This is a genomic window from Aurantibacter aestuarii, from assembly GCF_003008425.1.
Taxonomy (GTDB): Bacteria; Bacteroidota; Bacteroidia; order Flavobacteriales; family Flavobacteriaceae; genus Aurantibacter; species Aurantibacter aestuarii.
Genome location: NZ_PXOQ01000007.1, coordinates 646,092 through 666,690 on the forward strand (window position 1 = coordinate 646,092; position 20,599 = coordinate 666,690).

The window sequence follows — 20,599 nt, forward strand, 5'->3', positions numbered from 1 at the left end:
AACTATTTTTTTGTTTCTTGTAGAGTAAATTTAAGTATTCCAAAAATACTATATATAACCTTAAAAATATAAATAAATGCCATTAGTAACACCATTAAGTGCAGAACATGACCCGGAAACCAGAGAATTGGCCGAATTTTTTAATGAGACCTTAGGCTTTTGTCCAAATTCAGTTTTAACTATGCAACGTAGACCTGCCATTAGCAAAGCTTTTATTAATTTGAATAAAGCGGTTATGGCAAATGAAGGTAAGGTGACTTCTGCCTTAAAACGAATGATTGCCTGGGTTAGTAGTAACGCTACAGGTTGCAGATATTGCCAAGCGCACGCCATTAGAGCTGCGGAACGTTATGGAGCAGAGCAAGAGCAACTGGATAATATTTGGGAATACAGAACGCATCCTGCTTTTAATGAAGCTGAGCGTGCGGCTTTAGATTTTAGTTTAGCGGCAAGTCAAGTACCAAACGCAGTAGATGCAGATATTCAAAAACGTTTACACGAACATTGGACAGAAGGCGAAATAGTAGAAATGTTAGGTGTTATTTCACTTTTTGGTTACTTAAATCGTTGGAACGATTCTATGGGAACCACTTTAGAAAGTGATGCTATTGATAGCGGAAACCAATATTTAGGGAAACATGGTTTTGAGGTAGGTAAACACGTTTAAAATCCGTTATTGTTTATATAAAAAAGCCTGAATATGAAATTATTCAGGCTTTTTTTAATCCTCTTTTTTAAGCATTGCTTTTAAATCGTTGGTGTACGATGGATAGGTAAAAATTTGTTTTTTAAATTGTGCAGTGGTCATTTTTTGAGTTATAGCCATGCTTAAAATATTAATACACTCGTTACTTTCAGTGCTTAATAAATGGGCTCCTAAAATTTCATCGGTACGCTCGTTAACTAGAATTTTATACGCGTAAATTTTGGCATTTTGTTTTCGTGCATTGTACCAATCTGTAGCATCACCTTGATAAATTTTAACCGATTTGTATCGGCTTTTCGCATCGGCTTCACTTAGTCCAACACTAGACAAATTGGGCGAGGTAAAAACGGTAGAAGGCACTAGTGGATAACTAAAAGTTTTAGATTTAGCTTTAATAATATTATTGGCCGCAATATAACCTTGCAAGCCAGAAAGTGGCGTAAGTGGTAAAGAGGCACTGGACACATCGCCACAAGCATAAACATGAGACTGGCTGGTGCTTTGCATAAACTCATTAACGTCTACACCTTTAGATGATGCTTCGATATCTGCATTTTGAAGCTGAAGTACATCTGTAGAAGGCACCCGTCCGGCAGTATTGAAAACTTGTCTAGACTTTAGTGCCTTATGTTCTCCATTTTCAGAATAATGTAATCTGTAATTTTTGGTTAGTCGTTCTACTCGTGAAACATCTGCATTAAAAATAAAATTAATTCCATCCTTTTTTAATTTTTTAACGAGTAGATTAACCAGATAATCATCAAAAGCTTTTAAAGCTTTAGGGCCTTTTTCTATGATTGTAACTTTAGTGCCTAAAGTATTTAGCATACACGCAAACTCCATACCTACATAACCTGAGCCAATAAAAGTTGCTGTTTTTGGTAGTTTTTCTAAATTAAGTATGTCATCACTTAATTTTAAATGTTTTTCACCCTTTATATGAAGTGTTCTTGGGACTCTTCCGCTGGCAATAACAAAATACGATGCGGTAATTTTTTTACCTTCAACAGAAATGGTGTTCTTGTCAATAAATTCTGGAGATTGATGATATATATCAATGCCTAATTGAGTCAGATTTTTTTCTGTGGACTCTGGAACTTTAGAGGTAAATTTAGATTTTAATTTTTGAATTGCTTTCCAGTTAATTTTTGGAAGTTTTTCTATTCCTAAACCTTTTAAATGTCTGCTATAATCCAAAAGTTCAGAAAATTGGATAAGTACTTTTTTTGGGTCACAACCTCGGTTAGCACAAACGCCACCAAATTCCCGATTATCGCAAATGGCCACTTTAAGACCATTTTCGCAACAAATTTTTGCTGCAGTTTGACCCGCAATTCCAGTTCCAATTACAAAAACATCATATTTTTCCATTCAACAGTTTTATTAACGGTTTAAAGATTTAAGAACGTTCATTTTAGATTAATTAGTCTTAAAATTTTGTTACAAAATTTTTTTTTCTATTTTTACAGCTGATTTGAACCCAAATTATGAAAAGTATTAAAAATCTTTTGACCCTTTGTGTACTATTAACTTCAGTGATTAGTAAAGCACAGATTGGAGGTGGTAACCCACCACCGCCGCCTTTACAACCACCACCATCTGGTCCTGGTTTGCCAATAGACGGTAGTATTTTGATTTTAATAATTGCAGGCTTAATTTTTGGCGCTTATTTTACTATAAAGAAATTTAGAAAAAGTAACGCTTAATACATTTCTGTAAGTCTTTTTACATACTTTCCAATAACATCAAACTCTAGATTAACTTTTGTTCCAACTTTATAGCTGTGAAATAAAGTATTTTCAAAAGTATAAGGAATAATAGCGACACTAAATTCCCCTTTTTTAGAATTTATTACAGTTAAACTTGTTCCGTTTACAGTAATTGAACCTTTTTCTATAGTGACATTTTTTAATGCCGCATCATAGCTAAAAGTAAAAATCCAGCTTCCTTGCTCATTTTTAATAGCAGTGCATGTGCCAACTTGGTCGACATGACCTTGAACAATATGTCCATCTAACCTGCTCCCTAATTTCATTGCACGTTCTAAGTTAACTTTGTCTCCTTTTTTTAGTTCCCCTAAATTTGTCTTTTCTAAAGTTTCATTTATTGCCGTAACAGTATAATTACTATCATCGATACGAACTACAGTAAGACATATACCATTATGGGCTACACTTTGGTCTATTTTAAGTTCATTAGTAATATTACTGTGTATGGTTAAATTAAGATTAGAATCTGTTTTCTCTAAGGTCTTTATTTCCCCAAGTGTTTCAATTATCCCCGTAAACATGAAATTAAATGATTAAATTTGCCTTGTAAAATTACAAACATTAGTAAAATAATACATGGATAATAATAAAAATATAGTTGTAGGGTTTTCTGTTGGCGATTTAAATGGTGTAGGATTGGAAATTATACTATCCATTTTTGAAGATAAACGAATGCTTGATTTTTGTACACCAGTTATTTTTGGCTCACAAAAATCTTTAAACTTCGTTAAAAAGCATTTTAAATTTTCAATGCACTTTTTTTATGCTAAAGAATTTGACCAAATTTCTGAACAAAAAATTAATGTAATTACAAGTTATAAAGACGATTTTGAAATTAATTTTGGAGAAGAAAACAATAGAATTGGAGAGGTTGCTATAGAATCTTTTACTGCTGCAACTAAAGCTTTAAAAGACGGACACATTGATGTTTTAGTAACAGCTCCCATCAATAAATATAACATTCAGTCTGATGCATTTAAGTTTCCAGGTCATACCAATTATTTAAATGAACAGTTAGAAGGTCGGGCTTTAATGTTTATGGTAAATGATGGTTTAAGAGTGGGTTTATTAACAGATCATGTTCCTGTAAAAGAAGTATCTAGTCATATTACTTCAGAACTAATTCAGAATAAAATCAAGACAGTTTATGAGAGTTTACAAGCCGATTTTCAGATTTCCAAACCAAAAATAGCGGTTTTAGGTATTAATCCGCATAATGGCGATAATGGAGTGATAGGTAAAGAAGATGATGAAGTATTGAGACCAGCTTTAGAAAAAATTAAAAAAGAAGGAAAACTAGTTTTTGGACCTTATGCGGCAGACAGTTTTTTTGGATCAGATAATTATAAAAATTTTGATGCCATAATTGCATCTTATCATGATCAAGGTTTAATTCCTTTTAAGACACTTTCATTTGGGGAAGGTGTTAATTATACAGCAGGATTAAATAAAATTCGTACTTCACCAGATCATGGAACAGCTTATGATATCGCAGGAAAAGGTCTTGCAAATGCTAATTCCATGAAGAAAGCAATCTTTGAAGGGATAAAAATCTTTAATAATCGCAAAGAATATCAAGAGCTTACTGCTGACCCTTTAAAAACAGGCAAGAAAAAGATATAAACAAAAAAATGTTTATAAAAGTTTTAATTAAATAAAAAATTATATATTTGCAGGCTCAAAATAGATGTGATAATGAAGTCTTTAAAAGAATTTATAATCCCTTTTGTGGGTTTAAAAGCTGGAAAACATTATTTCAATTTTGATATAGACGATACGTTCCTACATTTTTTTGGATTTGACGATTTTAATTCGGCTGAAGTAAAAGTAATCATGGAGCTTGATAAAAAAAGTACTCTAATGGAGTTGTCTTTTACAGCAAGTGGTTATGTTAATGTAAATTGTGATGTAACCAATGAAGCATACAATCAAGATATCATTAATGATATGCAGCTTGTGGTAAAATTTGGTCAAGAATTTAACGATGAAAACATAGATATTCTTATTTTGCCACATGGTGAATATGAATTAAACATACAGCAATACGTATATGAATTAATTGTTTTAGCACTACCTGCTAAACGAGTTCATCCAGGTGTTGAAGATGGTACTTTAGAATCGGAAATTTTAGAAAAATTAGACGAATTAAGTCCAAAAGAGAAAGATATTATTGAAGAAAAAGACAGTACAGACCCGCGTTGGGATACTTTAAAAAAACTATTAACGGATAAATAAATACATCAAATGGCACATCCTAAAAGAAAAATCTCGAAAACAAGAAGAGATAAGAGAAGAACACATTATAAAGCAGTTGCTCCACAAGTAGCAACTTGCCCAACAACAGGAGAAGCTCACTTATACCATAGAGCTCATTGGTTTGAAGGTAAATTATATCACAGAGGTCAAGTTGTTATTGATAACTCTGTAGAAGAAGAAAACGCAGCATAACTATTATGCATGCATATAAATAAGCGCTCCTCTGTGAGCGTTTTTTTTGTGATTAATTTTTCTTTAAGTTAAAAACAACTTATTTTGCACTGTTATTTGTAAAAAACGGGCTTAAAAAGGTTGTTTTTATACTAAAACACTTAAAAATGAGTAAAATTAGTGCTGCTATAACAGCTGTTGGAGGATATGTTCCAGATTTTGTTTTATCAAACAAAGTTTTGGAAACTATGGTAGATACCAATGATGAATGGATTACTTCTCGAACGGGAATTAAAGAACGACGCATATTAAAAAAAGAAGGCGAAGGAACGTCTTACCTTGCTATTAATGCTGCTCAAAATTTAATAGAAAAAGCGTCTATAAATCCAGAAGAAATAGATTTGGTTATAGTTGCAACTGCAACCCCAGATATGCCTGTAGCATCTACAGCTGCATACACAGCTTCAAAAATAGGAGCTGTTAATGCTTTTTCATATGATTTACAAGCTGCATGTTCCAGTTTTTTATATGCTTTATCAACTGGAGCGAGTTATATAGAATCTGGACGCTATAAAAAGGTTCTTTTAATTGGAGCAGATAAAATGTCTTCTATTATCGATTATACAGATAGAACAACGTGTATTATTTTTGGAGATGGTGCTGGAGCTGTACTTTTAGAACCAAATACTGAAGGTTTAGGGTTACAGGATGAGTATTTAAGAACAGATGGAATAGGACGTGAGTTTTTAAAAATTGAAGCAGGTGGTTCTATAACCCCACCTAGTTTAGAGACTTTAAATAATAAAAAACATTTTGTACATCAGGACGGTAAAACGGTATTTAAATATGCTGTATCAAATATGGCCGGAGCGTGTACAGAAATTTTACAAAGAAATAATTTGACAGGAGACGATGTGGATTGGTTAGTGCCTCACCAAGCTAACATGAGAATTATCGATGCTACATCTAACCGAATGAATTTACCGGAAGAAAAAGTATTAAAAAATATCCATAAATATGGGAATACAACTTCTGCTACATTACCTTTACTATTAAATGATTTTGAAAAACAATTCAAAAAAGGAGATAATTTAATTTTTGCTGCTTTTGGCGGCGGTTTTACATGGGGCTCAATTTACCTTAAATGGGCTTATAACACTAACTAATTTAATAAATAACTTAAATATTATGGATTTAAAAGATATTCAAAATTTAATTAGATTCGTAGCAAAATCTGGTGCTAGCGAAGTAAAGCTTGAAACAGATGATGTTAAAATTACAATAAAAACGGGATCTGAAGAAACTACTTATGTGCAGCAAGTTCCTATGGCTACTCAAATGCCGCAAATGTCAATGCAGCAACAACCATCAGCGCCAGCACCAGTAGCAGCTCCAACAAGTAGTGCTCCTGCTGAGCCTGCTAAAGCAGATGAAGATTCTAAATATATTACTGTAAAATCACCAATAATTGGAACTTTTTACAGAAAACCTTCTCCAGATAAGCCTTTATTTGTAGAAGTTGGTCAAACTATTGCTGAGGGTGATGTACTTTGTATAATTGAGGCAATGAAATTATTTAATGAAATTGAATCTGAAGTTTCAGGTAAAGTGGTTAAAATTCTAGTAGATGATTCTTCACCAGTAGAATTTGATCAGCCTTTATTTTTAGTTGATCCATCATAACCCTTTAAAAATTCCAATGGACAAATCCTATCAAAACCCAAAAGAGGAATTAGGTACTTGGAATTTGAAATTTTTAATTTGAAAAGTTATGTTTAAAAAAATATTAATTGCCAATAGAGGAGAAATAGCACTTCGTGTTATTAGAACCTGCAAGGAAATGGGAATAAAAACTGTTGCAGTTTACTCTACTGCAGATGCAGAGAGTCTACATGTAAAGTTTGCAGACGAAGCCGTTTGTATTGGTCCACCGCCTAGTAATCAATCTTACCTTAAAATATCTAATATAATTGCAGCAGCAGAAATTACTAATGCTGATGCAATTCATCCAGGATATGGGTTTCTGTCTGAAAACGCTAAGTTTTCAAAAATTTGTGAAGAGCATAATATTAAATTTATTGGCGCTTCAGAATCTATGATTGATAGAATGGGAGATAAAGCAAATGCTAAATCTACCATGATTGCTGCTGGTGTGCCATGTGTACCAGGAAGTGAAGGCATTATTAAAGACTTTGAGTCTTGTAAAAAAATAGCTAAGGAAACAGGTTATCCAGTGATGCTAAAAGCTTCTGCCGGAGGTGGAGGTAAAGGTATGAGAGCTGTTTGGAAAGAGGAAAATCTTCAAGCCGCATGGGAATCTGCAAGAGCTGAATCTAAAGCAGCATTTGGAAATGATGACATGTATATGGAAAAGCTTATTGAAGAGCCTAGACATATTGAAATCCAAATTGTTGGAGATTCTACAGGAAAAGCTTGTCATTTATCTGAAAGAGATTGTTCTGTACAGCGTAGACACCAGAAATTAACAGAAGAAACTCCGTCACCATTCATGACTGACGAACTTCGTGAGAAAATGGGTGAAGCTGCTGTAAAAGCAGCAGAGTATATTAAATATGAAGGTGCAGGAACGGTTGAGTTTTTGGTGGATAAACACAGAAACTTCTATTTTATGGAAATGAATACACGTATTCAAGTAGAGCATCCAATTACTGAGCAGGTTATTGATTTCGATTTAATACGTGAACAAATTTTAGTCGCAGCTGGTGTGCCGATTTCTGGTAAAAACTATATGCCACAATTACATTCTATAGAGTGCCGTATTAATGCAGAGGATCCTTACAATGATTTTAGACCATCACCAGGAAAGATTACAACTTTACATGCTCCAGGTGGTCATGGTGTAAGACTTGATACTCACGTATATGCAGGATACTCTATCCCGCCAAATTATGACTCAATGATTGCTAAATTAATTACTACAGCTCAAACTAGAGAAGAAGCTATAAGTAAGATGAGACGAGCATTAGATGAGTTTGTTATTGAGGGAATTAAGACAACTATTCCATTTCATAGACAATTAATGGATCATCCGGATTATGTTTCTGGTAATTATACCACAAAATTCATGGAAGATTTTAAAATGAATAAGGATATATAATAATAAAGGCTGTTTTTTTTAACAGCCTTTTCTTTTATAAATTGGTTTCCACAAATTTTAGAACTTGTGGTACAGTTTGGTTGTTAAATGTTAACTTAATATACTTGTTGTCTTTTTCTTTTTTATATTCTAATTTACCACTTTTAATAGGGTAATTTCCCGTCTGACCTCGACAAAAACAAAGTCTTGTAAATACAACATTATAATTTTTTAAATCTTCATTTGAGACTGAAAAAGAATCTTCTAGATTTTTTAATTCAATCCAAATAAGCTCTGTGTAATCACTATCTTCCGCATCTATAGTATTCAATCTTTTGTATTCAAATTTTAAAACTATATTTTCTCCCTCAGTTGTATCAGTATAGTTATTGCCAAACTCATCCGTTTTTAAAAATAGATTAGTGTTTTCATACTTCGTAACCGAACACTTACCGTCGTCGGGACACCAATTGTTAGATGACATTATTTTATTTTCATTCAAATTTTCCTGTACGGAATCACAAGTAAATAAAACTGTAAACAATAAAATTGTTAAATATTTCATATATAAATATTAAAAATTGCTAAAAACCAATTAAATATATTAAGTTTAATATATTAATTTAACAAGTAAACTTATGAAAAAAAAATACTTAAAAAGTGTTCTTTGTTTATTACTATTAGTTTTTGGCTTCAATTTAAATGCTCAAAATTCTAGTTTATGGACAAAAACGACAAAAGAAAGAGTCTCTGTAAAAGAGCTTAACTTTAGAAAGACAGAGCCTTTTCAGGCTCAGTTTTATGACTTAAATATTATTGGTTTAAAGCAGCAGTTGCAAAATGCTCCACAAAGAAGTGTTGTTGGAAGCGCTTCAACTTTAATTGTAAAATTCCCAGTCGCTTCAGGTGTTTTGGAGCAATTTAAAATCACCGAAGCTTCTGTAATGGAAGATGCTTTACAAAACCAATATCCAACATTAAGATCTTATTCAGGAGAAAGTATTGAAAACCCCGGGACACTTATCCGTTTTTCGGTGACTAATAAAGGTTTACATACAATGTTATATTCTCCAAAAAATGGTACAGAATTTATAGACCCTTATTCTAAGGATGGAAAAAGTTATATTGTCTATTCTAAGAAGGACTTACCAGCGTTAGACAGCGGTTTTACATGTCATTATGAAAATACAGATGAAGATAACGAAAGACTTTCAAACGCAGAGTCACTTAATTTTAATGCTAACGATGGGCGTTTAAGAAATTTCAGAATTGCTATAGCAACAACTATTGAATATTCTCAATTTCATTGGATGGCAGCGGGATTAACTGCAGCAAGTACAGAAGCAGCAAAAAGAACAGCTGTATTTGATGCTATTGTTGTTACTCTTACGCGTAATAATTTTATTTATGAAAGAGATTTGTCAATAACTATGACTTTAGTAGCAAATAATAATGCCATTATTTTTATAAACTCGGATAGTTTTGATAATAATAACGCAGGAACTTTAATAAATCAAAGCCAAACTGTAATAGATGGAGCAATTGGTAGTGCAAATTATGATATTGGTCATACTTTTAGTACTGGAGGCGGTGGATTAGCTTCTTTAAATTCACCATGTGTTAATGGTAATAAAGCAAGAGGTATAACTGGCTTACCTGCTCCAGTAGGAGATGCTTATGACATAGATTTTGTTGCTCATGAATTGGGACACCAATATGGCTCGCCGCATACGTTTAACGGTAATGCGGGTAATTGTGCAGGAGGTAACAGATCTGCATCAAACGCTTATGAAGTAGGAAGTGGAACCACTATAATGGCTTATGCAGGTATTTGTGCTCCTCAAAATGTACAAAATAACAGTGATGCTTATTTTCACCAAAGAAGTTTAGTTTTAATATTTAATAACGTATTTAGTGGGGCAAGTACTTGTGCTAATCAATCTGTTACAGGAAATATAGCTCCCATAGCTGAAGCAGGAGTTAATTACACAGTGCCAATTTCTACACCTTATAAACTAACTGGAACTTCTACCGATGTAGATGGAACAGGATCTCATACATTTACTTGGGAACAATATGATTTAGGAGCTTCTGGAATTCCAGTAGCCACAAACACAGGTGGACCAATGGTGCGTTCTTTTGAAGGCACATCTAATCCAACAAGATTTATTCCAAATTTAAATAGCTTACTAACCAGTAATGGTGGTGGAACGACTTGGGAAGTTTTACCTTCTGTAAATAGAACCCAAAACTTTAGACTAACTGTTAGAGACAACGACTCTAGAGGAGGTAATACAGCTGTAGATAATATGACTGTAACTTTTAGCAATTCAGCAGGACCATTTCGAGTAACCTCTCAAAATGTTGTAAACAGCATAGTTTGGACTCCTGGTACTACAGAAACAATTACTTGGAATGTTGCAGGTACAAATGCAGGTGTTACAGCTTCTCCAAATGTAAATATTAGATTATCTACAGATGGTGGATTAACTTACCCTACAATATTAGCAACAAATACTTTAAACGACGGTTCACACACAATTACGGTACCAAATATAACTGCGCCATATTGTAGAGTTATGGTTGAAGCTGCGACTAATATTTTCTTTAATATTAATTCTCAAGACTTCGCAATAGGAAATTACACATATACAACAGTTAACCAATGTGTTGATTATACAATTAACCCAAATACTTCAGTGCCAGAAAGTAATACTCAATTCACAGTATTTAATATTAACGTTCCAGATTCTGCAACAATTACAGATGTTAATGTAGGAACAAATCTTACACATAATAATTCAGGAGATATTTTTATTGCAGTTATACCGCCTTTTAACACCACTCAAGTTAGAATGGTTTCGGGAGCTTGTGTTGGACCTCAAAATGCAGTTATTGTATCTTATGATGATGAAGGTGCAGCAACAAACTGTGCAGATACAGATAATAATGATGCTGTATTACCTGTAGAGGCTCTTAATGTTTTTGATGGACAAAATTCAGCAGGGAATTGGCGTTATTTAATTACCGATATAAATATTGGTGACGGTAACATTGCGACTTTAAACTCTGCAACCATTAATATTTGCTCTACATCTGTTGAACCAGTATTATCTACTTCAGATTTTACTTTAGAAGATGATGGATTATTAATATATCCAAACCCTAATAATGGTGAGTTTACCGTAAGTTTATCTTCTGCTAAATCTAATTCGGTTTCAATAGATGTATTAGATATTAGAGGACGTAAAGTTTTTAGTAATAACTTTGATGCTAATGGTAGTTTAAAACAAACTATTAATTTAGGTAAAGTTCAGTCTGGAATGTACTTAATAAGCGTGCAAGATGGAAACAATAAAATAACTAAAAAGATAATGATTAATAATTAATCTTATTTCTAATTATTATAATTAGAAAAGCCACACTTTGTAGTGTGGCTTTTTATTTTCAAAATAGAAGTTAGATTTAACTTTGACTTAGAAGACACAATTTAAGTTTATAGAATAACGGCTCGTTATTAAAATTTGCGCTTTAAAGCGCTTTTTTAATTAATAAAAAATAGCTTAACTTTACGTTCTACCTTAAAACTTCTAAGTATGATAATGCCTCAGTCTGAAAGCCTTGTGTTTTTTACACCAGAAGAAATAACAAGTATTACCGGTGCGCAGTTTTTTGACACAGGAATTTCTGCAGGATTTCCGTCTCCAACTGAAGACTTTTCAGAAAACAGAATGTCCTTAGATAATGAACTTATAAAAAATAAGGAAACTACTTTTTATGCTAGAGTTAGCGGTCAATCTATGATTGGTGCCGGATTGGACGATAATGATTTACTGGTAATAGACCGAAGTGTAGAGCCAGAAAACAATAAAATTGCTGTGTGTTTTCTTGATGGAGAGTTTACTGTAAAGCGCTTGCGTGTAGACAGTGAAGGAATCTGGTTAAAACCAGAAAACCCTAATTATCCTATTATTAGAATTAGTGAGGACAATAATTTTATTATCTGGGGAATTGTAACTAACGTGATTAAAAAGGTATAAGCTATTTAACTAAAACACCTTTAGCCTCCATTAAAGGAATGTTTTGTAAAGCCTTTAAATTAATGGTGTTTTTTCTAAAAACATAGGTTTTATCATACATCGTGTTTCCTTCAAAAAAGGAGACTTTAAAACGGTTGTTTAATGCAAATAAATCTTCCTGCATTAACTCAATTTTTGCGTAACTCTTTTTAGGTAAAACATCTAATTTTTTTCTAAAAACAGAGGTCATTTTTTTCTCAGAATACCCATCGGTAACAATAATGACCATATCTAAATCTACGTCCTTATCGTTAATAATATAAGCGTTCCAATCTTGTGTTTTATAAATGTCATTATACTCATTTACAACCGCAACATAAACATCTGTTATCACTGGAATTGTTATATCTTTTTTCACAAAAATAAGTGTTTATAGAGCCGATTTAAATTGTTCTAAGAAACGTACATCGTTTTCGCTTAATAGACGAATATCTCCAATCTGGTAAAGTAACATGGCAATACGGTCTATACCAACACCAAAAGCAAAACCAGAGTAATCTTCTGCATCTATACCGCAGTTTTTTAATACGTTTGGATCTACCATACCACAACCACCAATTTCTAACCATCCGGTTCCTTTGGTAATTTTGTAATCGGTTTCAGTTTCTAGACCCCAATACACATCTATTTCTGCACTTGGCTCTGTAAATGGGAAATAAGAAGGTCTTAAACGTATTTTAGACTTTCCAAAAAGCTCTGTGGTAAAATATTGTAAGGTCTGCTTTAAGTCGGCAAAACTAACGTCTTTGTCAATATATAAACCTTCTAGTTGGTGGAAAAAACAATGTGAACGTGCCGAGATAGCTTCGTTACGATATACACGACCTGGAGAAATAGTTCTAATAGGTGGTTTGTTGTTTTCCATATAACGTACTTGTACCGAGCTGGTATGTGTACGTAGTAAAATATCTGGATTGGTTTGTATAAAAAAAGTATCCTGCATATCTCTTGCTGGATGATATTCTGGTAAGTTTAAGGCTGTAAAATTGTGCCAGTCGTCTTCCACTTCAGGACCTTCACTGACGTTAAACCCAATGCGTGAAAAAATATCTATAATTTGATTCTTTACAATAGAAATAGGATGTCTTGCTCCTAAACTTATAGGTTCGCCTGGGCGAGATACATCTAAGTTACTTTGAGAAACCTCTTCTTTTTGCTCAAGTTCACTTTTAAGGGTATTAATTTTTTCTTCAGCAGTTTTTTTTAGGGTATTTATAACCTGTCCAAACTCTTTTTTCTGATCGTTTGCTACATTTTTAAATTCAGCAAAATACTGTTTTACTATCCCTTTTTGCCCTAAAAGTTTGATGCGATAGGCTTCAACCTCTTCTTTAGTTTGTGCTTTAAATGCTTCTGCTTCTGCAATTAGTTCTTTTATCTGATCTATCATAATCAATGCTGAATTTTTTCAGTACCTTAAAATGGTATACAAATTTACTGTTTTTTCTTTATTTGCGTTAGGGATTGAGCGTTTGTTTGAGCTCTTTTTTTGTTTTATCTGTGCCTTATGATATTTAAATTAAGTGTTTTTAAAAAAAAAAAAGCGAGTCGTGAAAGCCCGACCCGATAGGGTAACGCCATGATTTAATCTATAAACTTATTTTCTAAAAAATAGTTTACAATTGCTTCTTTCATTAAAATACTTTGTTCTCCTGCTTTTAAATGAGGTAGCGCCTCTATGGTTTTGTAGTGTGGCCATCCATCTTCATCTACAAAATCCATTTCATAATAACCATAAGGACTGAGTAGTTTGCAAATAGCAATGTGCATTAAATCCAGCTTATGGTCTTTTTTAAATTTACGGTCAAATTGCCCCAGTTCTTGAACGCCAATTAAGTAAATAACCGCATCCAAATCTAGTGTGTCTCCATCTGCAAATTGCTGTGATAACTTGGAAATAACAGCTTCCCAGCGCTCTTTTAGTTTTTGATCTCTTGACATAGCATTTTTAAAGTCGCAAAGTTAGGTTATATTTACCAAAATTTAGCATTATGTCGGTTTTAGATATTATACTTATAGCCTTAATTGGTTTTGGTTTAGTTCGAGGTTTTTTTAAAGGCTTTTTTGTTGAGGTGGCTTCTTTAGTAGCTTTGGTTGCAGGGGTTTATGGCGCAATTCATTTTAGTTATTTTGTGTCAGAATTTTTAGAGACAAAGACCGAATGGAATGAGAAAACCATTAACGTTACCGCATTTGCCATTACCTTTTTAATTATTGTATTAACTATAAGTTTAGCGGGAAAAGCTCTTACTAAGCTTGCCAGTTTAGCGATGCTGGGCATTGTAAATAAACTATTAGGTGGTGTGTTTGGTGGTTTAAAAATGGCTTTAATAGCCAGTATTTTGCTTATTATTTTTAGTAAGATGAATAGTACGATTCCTTTTTTAAGTGAAGAAGAGCTTGAGGACTCCACTTTGTATGAACCAATTAAAAGTTTAACGCCTTTAATTTTCCCTAATATTATTAAATCTGAAGATTCTGAAGAGCAACCGATTACGCCTGAAGAGGAAGAAACTGAAATAGAAGCAGAGTAATACTAAGTGTATAAAACAGAAAAGCGATTTAACTAAGGTGTTAAATCGCTTTTTTTATTTTGTAAGGTTACAATTATAGCATTTCTACTTTACCAGAATGTAAACTGTACACACCGCCAACAATTTTAATTTCGCCAGCTTGTTCCATTTCTTTTAAAATGGGGCTTTTTTCACGAATACGCTCAATGGTTAATTTTACATTGTTTTCTACTGTTTTGGCTACAAAAGCTTTGTTAGATGAGTTGGCTTCACCTTCAACTTCGTCTGCAGATTGTTTTACTGCAGGTAAAATGTTACTAAGTAAATGCGTAATATTACCTAATTCCACTCCATCGCAAGCAGCTTTAACCGCTCCACAAGCTTCATGTCCTAACACTAAAACTAATTTACTACCAGCTACTTTACAAGAATATTCTAAACTTCCTAAAATGTCTGTATTTTCAAAATTTCCAGCTACTCTGGCAACAAAAACATCTCCAATAGCTTGGTCTAAAACAGTTTCTACAGGAACTCGTGAGTCTATACAAGATAACACGACAGCTTTTGGATGTTGTCCATTTGTAGTTTGTGATATAAGTGAAGGATTATCTAATGCTTGTGCGTTATTATTTACAAAACGCTGATTACCTTCTAATAAATCGTTTAAGACTCCTTGAGGTGTTAAACCATCTTGTACTTCTTTAGTAATTGCTGTATTTTTCATAATTATATGTTTTTTATTTTTTAATTAAAGCATTTAAAAATTCACAAATGCTATGATGTTTATTTGATCTCGACTACTTGTTTCAAAAAATTGGTTCATATAGCCTAGTTCAAGTTTTACGTGTTCCGAAAATTTATACCCTAAACCACCATATAAACGATTTCTATCAAAAACAGCACTTTCTGTATTTAAGAATATTTCGTTATAGGCCGAAAGATATAATGGATTTTTAGCATCTTTTTTGTATTGAAGCGGAATATTTATTCCCAGAAAATATCGAAATCGCATTTTAAAATCATCTTCAACAAAACGTTGCTCAAACCTATACCTGTGTTGTAAACTTACTTTTGAAAGCTGTTGCTTAGTTATAAATTGCTGAAAAATTCGGTGTTCGTTCACACTTATTTTTTCATCACTTAGCCCCACATAGTTTTCGCTTAAAATATATCCGTAACCTAATAGTAAATTAGATTTACTTTCATTAAATGTATACCCAAATCCGGTTCTAAGTAATAATTGCTCCAAGTCTCCTACAGCATCATAATTTCTGTATTGCACTTCATGATGCCAATTCCATTTTTCATTAAGCTGCTTGTTACCTATATAAATAAGCCAGTTTCCTAACTCACTGTCTTGTGAAAAACTTAGTTTTGGTAAACTAATAAAGAGGCTAAGGATAAGCAGAGTTTTAAATCTAAATTGCATTAAGCTATTTTTTTAGGTTTTCCTTCCCTTGGTTCTAATTTAAAAAACTCAATAATGCTATCAGGATTTTCTACAATACCACGTTCCGAAATAATTTTAATATTAATGTTTTTCTGCTTGGCTTTAAATGCAAAATCTTCTAAGATTTCGATAATATCATAATCTAAAAACTTTGTGTTTCTTACATCAAGTTCTAGATATGTATTCTCTTTTAAACTATTTAATTCATTTAAAATAGCACCTTTATTTATAAAAGTCACCTCTTCGGCAAAAGTCATTTTTATTTTTCCATCATCTATATCTTCTCCTTCTTTATGCAAGAAGTGTGAATTTTGATAACTTTTTATAAGTACCACTACAATACCAACTAAAAGCCCTAAACCTATTCCTACTAACAAATCAGTAAAAACAATACCAATTATTGTAATAAAAAATGGAACATATTGCTTCCAACCTAAGTCCCACATTTTTTTAAATAGTGCAGGTTTTGCTAATTTATAACCTACAACCAATAGTATGGCTGCTAATACCGATAATGGAATCTTATTTAATAAATTAGGGATAAGTATTACAGAAATTAATAAGAAAAAACCATGTATAATTGCTGACAGTTTAGTGCGACCTCCAGATTGAATATTAGCAGAACTACGAACAATTACCTGTGTAATTGGTAATCCACCAATCATACCTGAAATAATGTTTCCAGTACCTTGAGCTAATAATTCTCTGTTTGTAGGAGTAACGTTTTTATTAGGATCTAGTTTATCTGTTGCTTCTACACATAGTAAAGTTTCTAAACTAGCTACTAATGCTATTGTAAATGCTGTTACCCAAACTTGAGGATTTGTTATTGCAGAAAAATTAGGGAATCTAAATTGACTGATAAACGAATCTAAACTATCTGGAACAGGCACACTTACTAAATGCGTTTTACCTATGCTTATTGTTTCGTTGTCCTGAGTTACCAGATAAAATATAATACCTAAAGCTACAGCTACTAATGGACCTTGTATAACGGTGAATATTTTAGCTTTTTTTGAAAGTATATTATCCCAAATTAATAGTATAGCTAAGCCCGTTAAACCTATAACAAAAGAACCAATCTGTAGGTATTCTCCAATGTTTAATATCTCTGAAAAAGTGTTTTCACCATCTAATTGAAAAAATGCCCAGTCACCTTCAGGATCTCTATCTAAACCAAAAAAGTGAGGAATTTGCTTTAGTATAATGATAATCCCAATACCGGTAAGCATTCCTTTAATAACTGAAGAAGGAAAGTAATACCCAATAATACCGGCACGTAATAGACCAAATAACAATTGAATAGCACCACCTAAAACGACTGCTACCAGAAAATTTTCGTAACCACCCAAGGTTCCAATTGCTGTTAATACTATAGCTGCTAATCCTGCAGCAGGACCACTTACCCCAATTTTAGAGCCAGATAAGGCACCAACGACTATACCGCCTACAATACCAGCGATAAGACCAGAAAATAGTGGCGCACCACTTGCTAAAGCAATACCTAAACAAAGTGGTAGTGCTACAAAAAATACCACTATACTAGCTGGTAAATCATGTTTTAATGTTTTAAACATATAAAATGTATTTATTTGCAATAATTAAAGTATTGCAGAATTAGAAATAATAAAATGTAATAATGTAAATTTTAAAAAGTAGTCATTATATCAGGAGGAGAAAACACCTGATTAATTTGCGGTTTTTGATACGATTTATAAAAATAAGCCGTAAAACCATTTGTTGTGTTTTCTTCAAAACAAACTTCATCTGAAGAATTTTTAATTAGAAAAATTTCTAATTCCTTTTGCTTTTCAGAGCCTTTTTCTTCTTCCTCTTCCTCGGAAAAATCTATAAGTAAGCTTTTCTCTATATCTAAATTAAAAGTATAATTTAAGGTAGGCAAAGTTAAATTTGCCATAAAAATGAATGAGAAAAGAAAAGAGACAACAAATTTGATCATTTTTTTACCTAAAGGGTAAAAATAAAATAAACCAAAGAGATATCTGTTAATTTTTAATTAAATATTAAAGAGATTTAATATCATTTTTTAAAATCCAACCCGATTTACCATTGGATAATTTAATTTTTTTCCAATTCTCTATAGTGTCTAAAACAGTAACTTTTGTTCCTTCATGTAGTATAAAGGCATCTTCACTTTTAAAATTAGCTTCAGTTTTAACCTTGCTTTCTTTAGAAAATACAATTGCAAAAGTTTTCATATCGATATTATTATATCTGTAATTGGCCACTCCTAAAGTAAATAGTCCAAAGAGTAAAAGCACAAACCCTGCAATAAAAAAAATCCGTTTTACCTGAGTACGCTCAGTAAAAAAATAAATAATTAAAGCGGATGTAAAGAGTACAGAGCATATAATAGCCAAAACAGACCATACCGTGGTGCTAAATGTTCTAGAAAAAGCATTCATATATTTGGTGTAGCCCATTTCGGGTAAAGTCTCAAAAGCATCTACCTTCATATTATTGGCAAATGCTAAATTTTGTAAAATATCCTTGTTATTAGGACTCAACTCGAGTGCCTTTTCATAATTATAGATACTTTGAGCAGTGTTATTTAATTTATAATGGGCATTACCCAAGTTAAAATATAACTCTGGAGACTCTTTTTTCAAACTCAATAATTGCTCATAAGTTTTTACGGCTTCCGAGTAGTTTTCGGTTTTGTAAAACGTATTTGCTTTATCAAAAAGTGCGTCTTCCTGACTAAACGATATGGTTGTAAAGAAAACCAAAATATATAATATGAGGTATTTCATAGTAACTCTGGTTTAATTAATTTCTTTATCTATTGAACTTATGGTCTCGGCAGCCTTATCATAATCTTGCTGCATAGTTACAGTTGTAATTGGTGAGTATCGTGCTTGTTCACAACTTTCTAAAATAGATATGAACTGCGAGATACTTTCTTTAGTAACATCTCTTTCTTCCAAAATTGCCACTATTTTTTCCTTACTCATTTCACTAGTCTCTATTCTAAGTTTTGCTTTTAAATAATTGTGTAATGCTTTTTCAAGTGCTAAGTAAAATGGCACTTTGTCTCCAAGATTACGTTTGGCAGCTCCTAAATATTTACGGGAAAGTCTACTTGCTTTTCTAGATTTGTTTCCGCTTACATCTGCCAAATAATCTTCGCGTTTACGGCGGATTATTAAAGCTAGAGGAATAGCAATTAATGGCAATAATAAGGCATTCCAAAATCCTGTGGATTTATATAAATGGGTTTGCTCTGTACTTGTAAATGCAGTTTCTGTTTTAATATCTAAAAACTCTTTTTGATTGTCTTTAGATTTAGGTGTCGCATTTTCTTCTACAACTGTATTTTCTGTTGCTAAAGGTCCATTAATAACATCTATAATAATTTCCTGAGAGCTTAAGGTTTTATAGGTTTCCGTTTTAGGATCAAAATAGGAAAAGTTAATACTGGGTAGTGGGTATTTACCTTTAAATTGTGGCACAATGGTATAGATGTCACTTATTTTACCTTGCATTCCGGAACTATATGTATTTACTTTTTCACCACGTTCTGGTTCATAAACTTCTAAAGAGCTAGGCAGATTAATGCCAGGTAATTCAAATAATTTTAAATTACCATTACCTGTAACTTCTATATTTAAGTTGAAAGATTCATTGGCGTCCAAACTGGTTTTGTCTGTTGTTGTTTTAAACGTAAAATCTCCAACCGCACCAGTAAAATTATCTGGTTTTCCTTCAAGAGGTAATGCTTTGACATCTACTATTTGCGTCCCGGTAGATATGGTTTTACGAACCTGTCTACTTAAAGGTCTTCCAAAGAAATCATATTGCCCGGTAGGAACATCTATACCGACATCTAAACTTAAAGGTTCAATTTTTAATTCGCCTGTTTTTTGAGGATATAATACAGCACGTCTTAAAATAACATAACGATATTCTTCCCCATTATATATGCCTTTAAAGACCTCTCGGGATTTTGTATCGATATTTTGACTCCAGAACCCATTAAACTCCGGATTATCTACTTCCCGCCAATTACTAACACTAGTTCTTGGGGCAACGTAAAGTCTATACTCTACCGTAATAGCTTCGTTTAAATAAGGTTTAGATTTTGAAAGATTAGCAGTAACGTGAATTTTATTATTAGCAATATAATCTGGATTGTTTGGATCCTTTGGGATGTCTATAGCTTTGGTGACGGTTATTTTTACTGGTGAGGTCTTATAAACCACACCTTCAACTTCTATTTCCGCCTGAGAAATGGTAAACGTTCCCTGACTGTTAGGCTGAAGAAAATAGCTATAGGTTTTATTAAAACTACGGACACCATTCATCCAAGAATGACTAACCGATTGGTTTGGGCCGCCAACTACTGTAAATCCATTAAAATTTGGTGGGATAAAATTATCGCCATCCTCATTCATTTCAAAATCTATACGTAAGCGTTCATTAACCCCTAATGTGGTTTTGCTGGCTTTAGCTTCAAATTGTACCTGAGCAGTAATCATACTGGTAAAAACCAGCATCATTAATAATAAGCCTATACATTTTGAGTGTTTCATTTTAA

General features: G+C 32.6%; 23 protein-coding genes. 11 read left to right on the forward strand and 12 right to left on the reverse strand.

Annotation, left to right across the window (positions count from 1 at the left end):
• The first annotated feature begins 76 nt into the window (after positions 1 to 76).
• Positions 77 to 667, forward strand: coding sequence for a carboxymuconolactone decarboxylase family protein (locus tag C7H52_RS04180; RefSeq protein ID WP_106462628.1), 591 nt, complete (start codon positions 77 to 79; stop codon positions 665 to 667).
• A 54-nt stretch (positions 668 to 721) separates the two neighbouring features.
• Here C7H52_RS04180 and C7H52_RS04185 read toward each other — a convergent pair whose 3' ends face one another.
• Complete coding sequence (locus C7H52_RS04185; protein ID WP_106462629.1) at positions 722 to 2,077, reverse strand: dihydrolipoyl dehydrogenase family protein; 1,356 nt, start codon at positions 2,075 to 2,077, stop codon at positions 722 to 724.
• Between the two features lie 116 nt (positions 2,078 to 2,193).
• On the opposite strand from C7H52_RS04185, the gene C7H52_RS04190 reads away from it, so the two are divergent.
• Entirely contained in the window at positions 2,194 to 2,412 is a 219-nt protein-coding gene (locus tag C7H52_RS04190) for a hypothetical protein (RefSeq protein ID WP_106462630.1), read from the forward strand.
• On the opposite strand, the gene C7H52_RS04195 is transcribed toward C7H52_RS04190, so the two are convergent.
• Positions 2,409 to 2,996 (reverse strand): riboflavin synthase, encoded by a 588-nt coding sequence (locus C7H52_RS04195; protein ID WP_106462631.1) that lies wholly within the window; start codon positions 2,994 to 2,996, stop codon positions 2,409 to 2,411. The two genes, C7H52_RS04190 and C7H52_RS04195, sit on opposite strands and share 4 nt — an antisense overlap.
• Positions 2,997 to 3,051: 55 nt before the next feature.
• Here C7H52_RS04195 and pdxA point away from each other — a divergent pair, with 55 nt between their 5' ends.
• From pdxA to accC, 6 genes are all read left to right on the forward strand, one after another.
• On the forward strand, positions 3,052 to 4,098 hold the full coding sequence (gene pdxA, locus C7H52_RS04200; RefSeq protein WP_106462632.1) for a 4-hydroxythreonine-4-phosphate dehydrogenase PdxA: 1,047 nt from the start codon (positions 3,052 to 3,054) through the stop codon (positions 4,096 to 4,098).
• A gap of 72 nt (positions 4,099 to 4,170) precedes the next feature.
• Entirely contained in the window at positions 4,171 to 4,710 is a 540-nt protein-coding gene (locus C7H52_RS04205) for a YceD family protein (RefSeq protein ID WP_106462633.1), read from the forward strand.
• 9 nt (positions 4,711 to 4,719) lie between these two features.
• Positions 4,720 to 4,923, forward strand: a complete 204-nt coding sequence (gene rpmF, locus C7H52_RS04210; protein ID WP_106462634.1) for a 50S ribosomal protein L32 — start codon at positions 4,720 to 4,722, stop codon at positions 4,921 to 4,923.
• A 146-nt stretch (positions 4,924 to 5,069) separates the two neighbouring features.
• Positions 5,070 to 6,068, forward strand: coding sequence for a beta-ketoacyl-ACP synthase III (locus tag C7H52_RS04215; protein WP_106462635.1), 999 nt, complete (start codon positions 5,070 to 5,072; stop codon positions 6,066 to 6,068).
• Between the two features lie 22 nt (positions 6,069 to 6,090).
• Entirely contained in the window at positions 6,091 to 6,585 is a 495-nt protein-coding gene (gene accB / locus C7H52_RS04220; protein WP_106462636.1) for an acetyl-CoA carboxylase biotin carboxyl carrier protein, read from the forward strand.
• A gap of 88 nt (positions 6,586 to 6,673) precedes the next feature.
• Positions 6,674 to 8,020, forward strand: a complete 1,347-nt coding sequence (gene accC, locus C7H52_RS04225) for an acetyl-CoA carboxylase biotin carboxylase subunit (RefSeq protein ID WP_106462637.1) — start codon at positions 6,674 to 6,676, stop codon at positions 8,018 to 8,020.
• A 34-nt stretch (positions 8,021 to 8,054) separates the two neighbouring features.
• On the opposite strand, the gene C7H52_RS04230 is transcribed toward accC, so the two are convergent.
• On the reverse strand, positions 8,055 to 8,564 hold the full coding sequence (locus tag C7H52_RS04230) for a hypothetical protein (protein ID WP_106462638.1): 510 nt from the start codon (positions 8,562 to 8,564) through the stop codon (positions 8,055 to 8,057).
• A 73-nt stretch (positions 8,565 to 8,637) separates the two neighbouring features.
• Here C7H52_RS04230 and C7H52_RS04235 point away from each other — a divergent pair, with 73 nt between their 5' ends.
• Positions 8,638 to 11,388, forward strand: coding sequence for a zinc-dependent metalloprotease (locus tag C7H52_RS04235; RefSeq protein WP_106462639.1), 2,751 nt, complete (start codon positions 8,638 to 8,640; stop codon positions 11,386 to 11,388).
• Positions 11,389 to 11,595: 207 nt separating this feature from the next.
• The gene (locus C7H52_RS04240; protein ID WP_106462640.1) at positions 11,596 to 12,039 is read left to right on the forward strand and encodes a LexA family protein; all 444 of its coding nucleotides are present in this window, start codon (positions 11,596 to 11,598) and stop codon (positions 12,037 to 12,039) included.
• Position 12,040: 1 nt separating this feature from the next.
• On the opposite strand, the gene C7H52_RS04245 is transcribed toward C7H52_RS04240, so the two are convergent.
• The 3 genes from C7H52_RS04245 to C7H52_RS04255 all read right to left on the reverse strand — a co-directional run bounded on the left by C7H52_RS04245 (position 12,041) and on the right by C7H52_RS04255 (position 14,019).
• On the reverse strand, positions 12,041 to 12,436 hold the full coding sequence (locus tag C7H52_RS04245; RefSeq protein WP_106462641.1) for a hypothetical protein: 396 nt from the start codon (positions 12,434 to 12,436) through the stop codon (positions 12,041 to 12,043).
• 12 nt (positions 12,437 to 12,448) lie between these two features.
• Positions 12,449 to 13,468 carry a phenylalanine--tRNA ligase subunit alpha gene (gene pheS / locus C7H52_RS04250; protein ID WP_106462642.1) on the reverse strand — a complete coding sequence of 340 codons (1,020 nt, stop codon included), beginning with the start codon at positions 13,466 to 13,468 and terminating at the stop codon, positions 12,449 to 12,451.
• 194 nt (positions 13,469 to 13,662) lie between these two features.
• Positions 13,663 to 14,019, reverse strand: coding sequence for a hypothetical protein (locus tag C7H52_RS04255; RefSeq protein WP_106462643.1), 357 nt, complete (start codon positions 14,017 to 14,019; stop codon positions 13,663 to 13,665).
• A 50-nt stretch (positions 14,020 to 14,069) separates the two neighbouring features.
• On the opposite strand from C7H52_RS04255, the gene C7H52_RS04260 reads away from it, so the two are divergent.
• Complete coding sequence (locus C7H52_RS04260; protein WP_106462644.1) at positions 14,070 to 14,612, forward strand: CvpA family protein; 543 nt, start codon at positions 14,070 to 14,072, stop codon at positions 14,610 to 14,612.
• Positions 14,613 to 14,685: 73 nt separating this feature from the next.
• Here the strand turns inward: C7H52_RS04260 and C7H52_RS04265 are convergent, their stop codons facing one another.
• The 6 genes from C7H52_RS04265 to C7H52_RS04290 form a co-directional block, all read right to left on the reverse strand.
• The gene (locus C7H52_RS04265) at positions 14,686 to 15,315 is read right to left on the reverse strand and encodes a carbonic anhydrase family protein (RefSeq protein WP_106462645.1); all 630 of its coding nucleotides are present in this window, start codon (positions 15,313 to 15,315) and stop codon (positions 14,686 to 14,688) included.
• Positions 15,316 to 15,348: 33 nt separating this feature from the next.
• Complete coding sequence (locus C7H52_RS04270) at positions 15,349 to 16,020, reverse strand: DUF2490 domain-containing protein (protein ID WP_106462646.1); 672 nt, start codon at positions 16,018 to 16,020, stop codon at positions 15,349 to 15,351.
• Entirely contained in the window at positions 16,020 to 17,618 is a 1,599-nt protein-coding gene (locus C7H52_RS04275) for a SulP family inorganic anion transporter (RefSeq protein ID WP_106462647.1), read from the reverse strand. Before C7H52_RS04275 ends, C7H52_RS04270 begins: the two co-directional genes overlap by 1 nt.
• A 71-nt stretch (positions 17,619 to 17,689) precedes the next feature.
• Positions 17,690 to 17,959, reverse strand: a complete 270-nt coding sequence (locus C7H52_RS04280) for a hypothetical protein (protein ID WP_106462648.1) — start codon at positions 17,957 to 17,959, stop codon at positions 17,690 to 17,692.
• A 106-nt stretch (positions 17,960 to 18,065) separates the two neighbouring features.
• Complete coding sequence (locus C7H52_RS04285) at positions 18,066 to 18,815, reverse strand: tetratricopeptide repeat protein (protein ID WP_106462649.1); 750 nt, start codon at positions 18,813 to 18,815, stop codon at positions 18,066 to 18,068.
• Between the two features lie 12 nt (positions 18,816 to 18,827).
• Entirely contained in the window at positions 18,828 to 20,594 is a 1,767-nt protein-coding gene (locus tag C7H52_RS04290) for a BatD family protein (protein WP_106462650.1), read from the reverse strand.
• Positions 20,595 to 20,599: the final 5 nt, after the last annotated feature.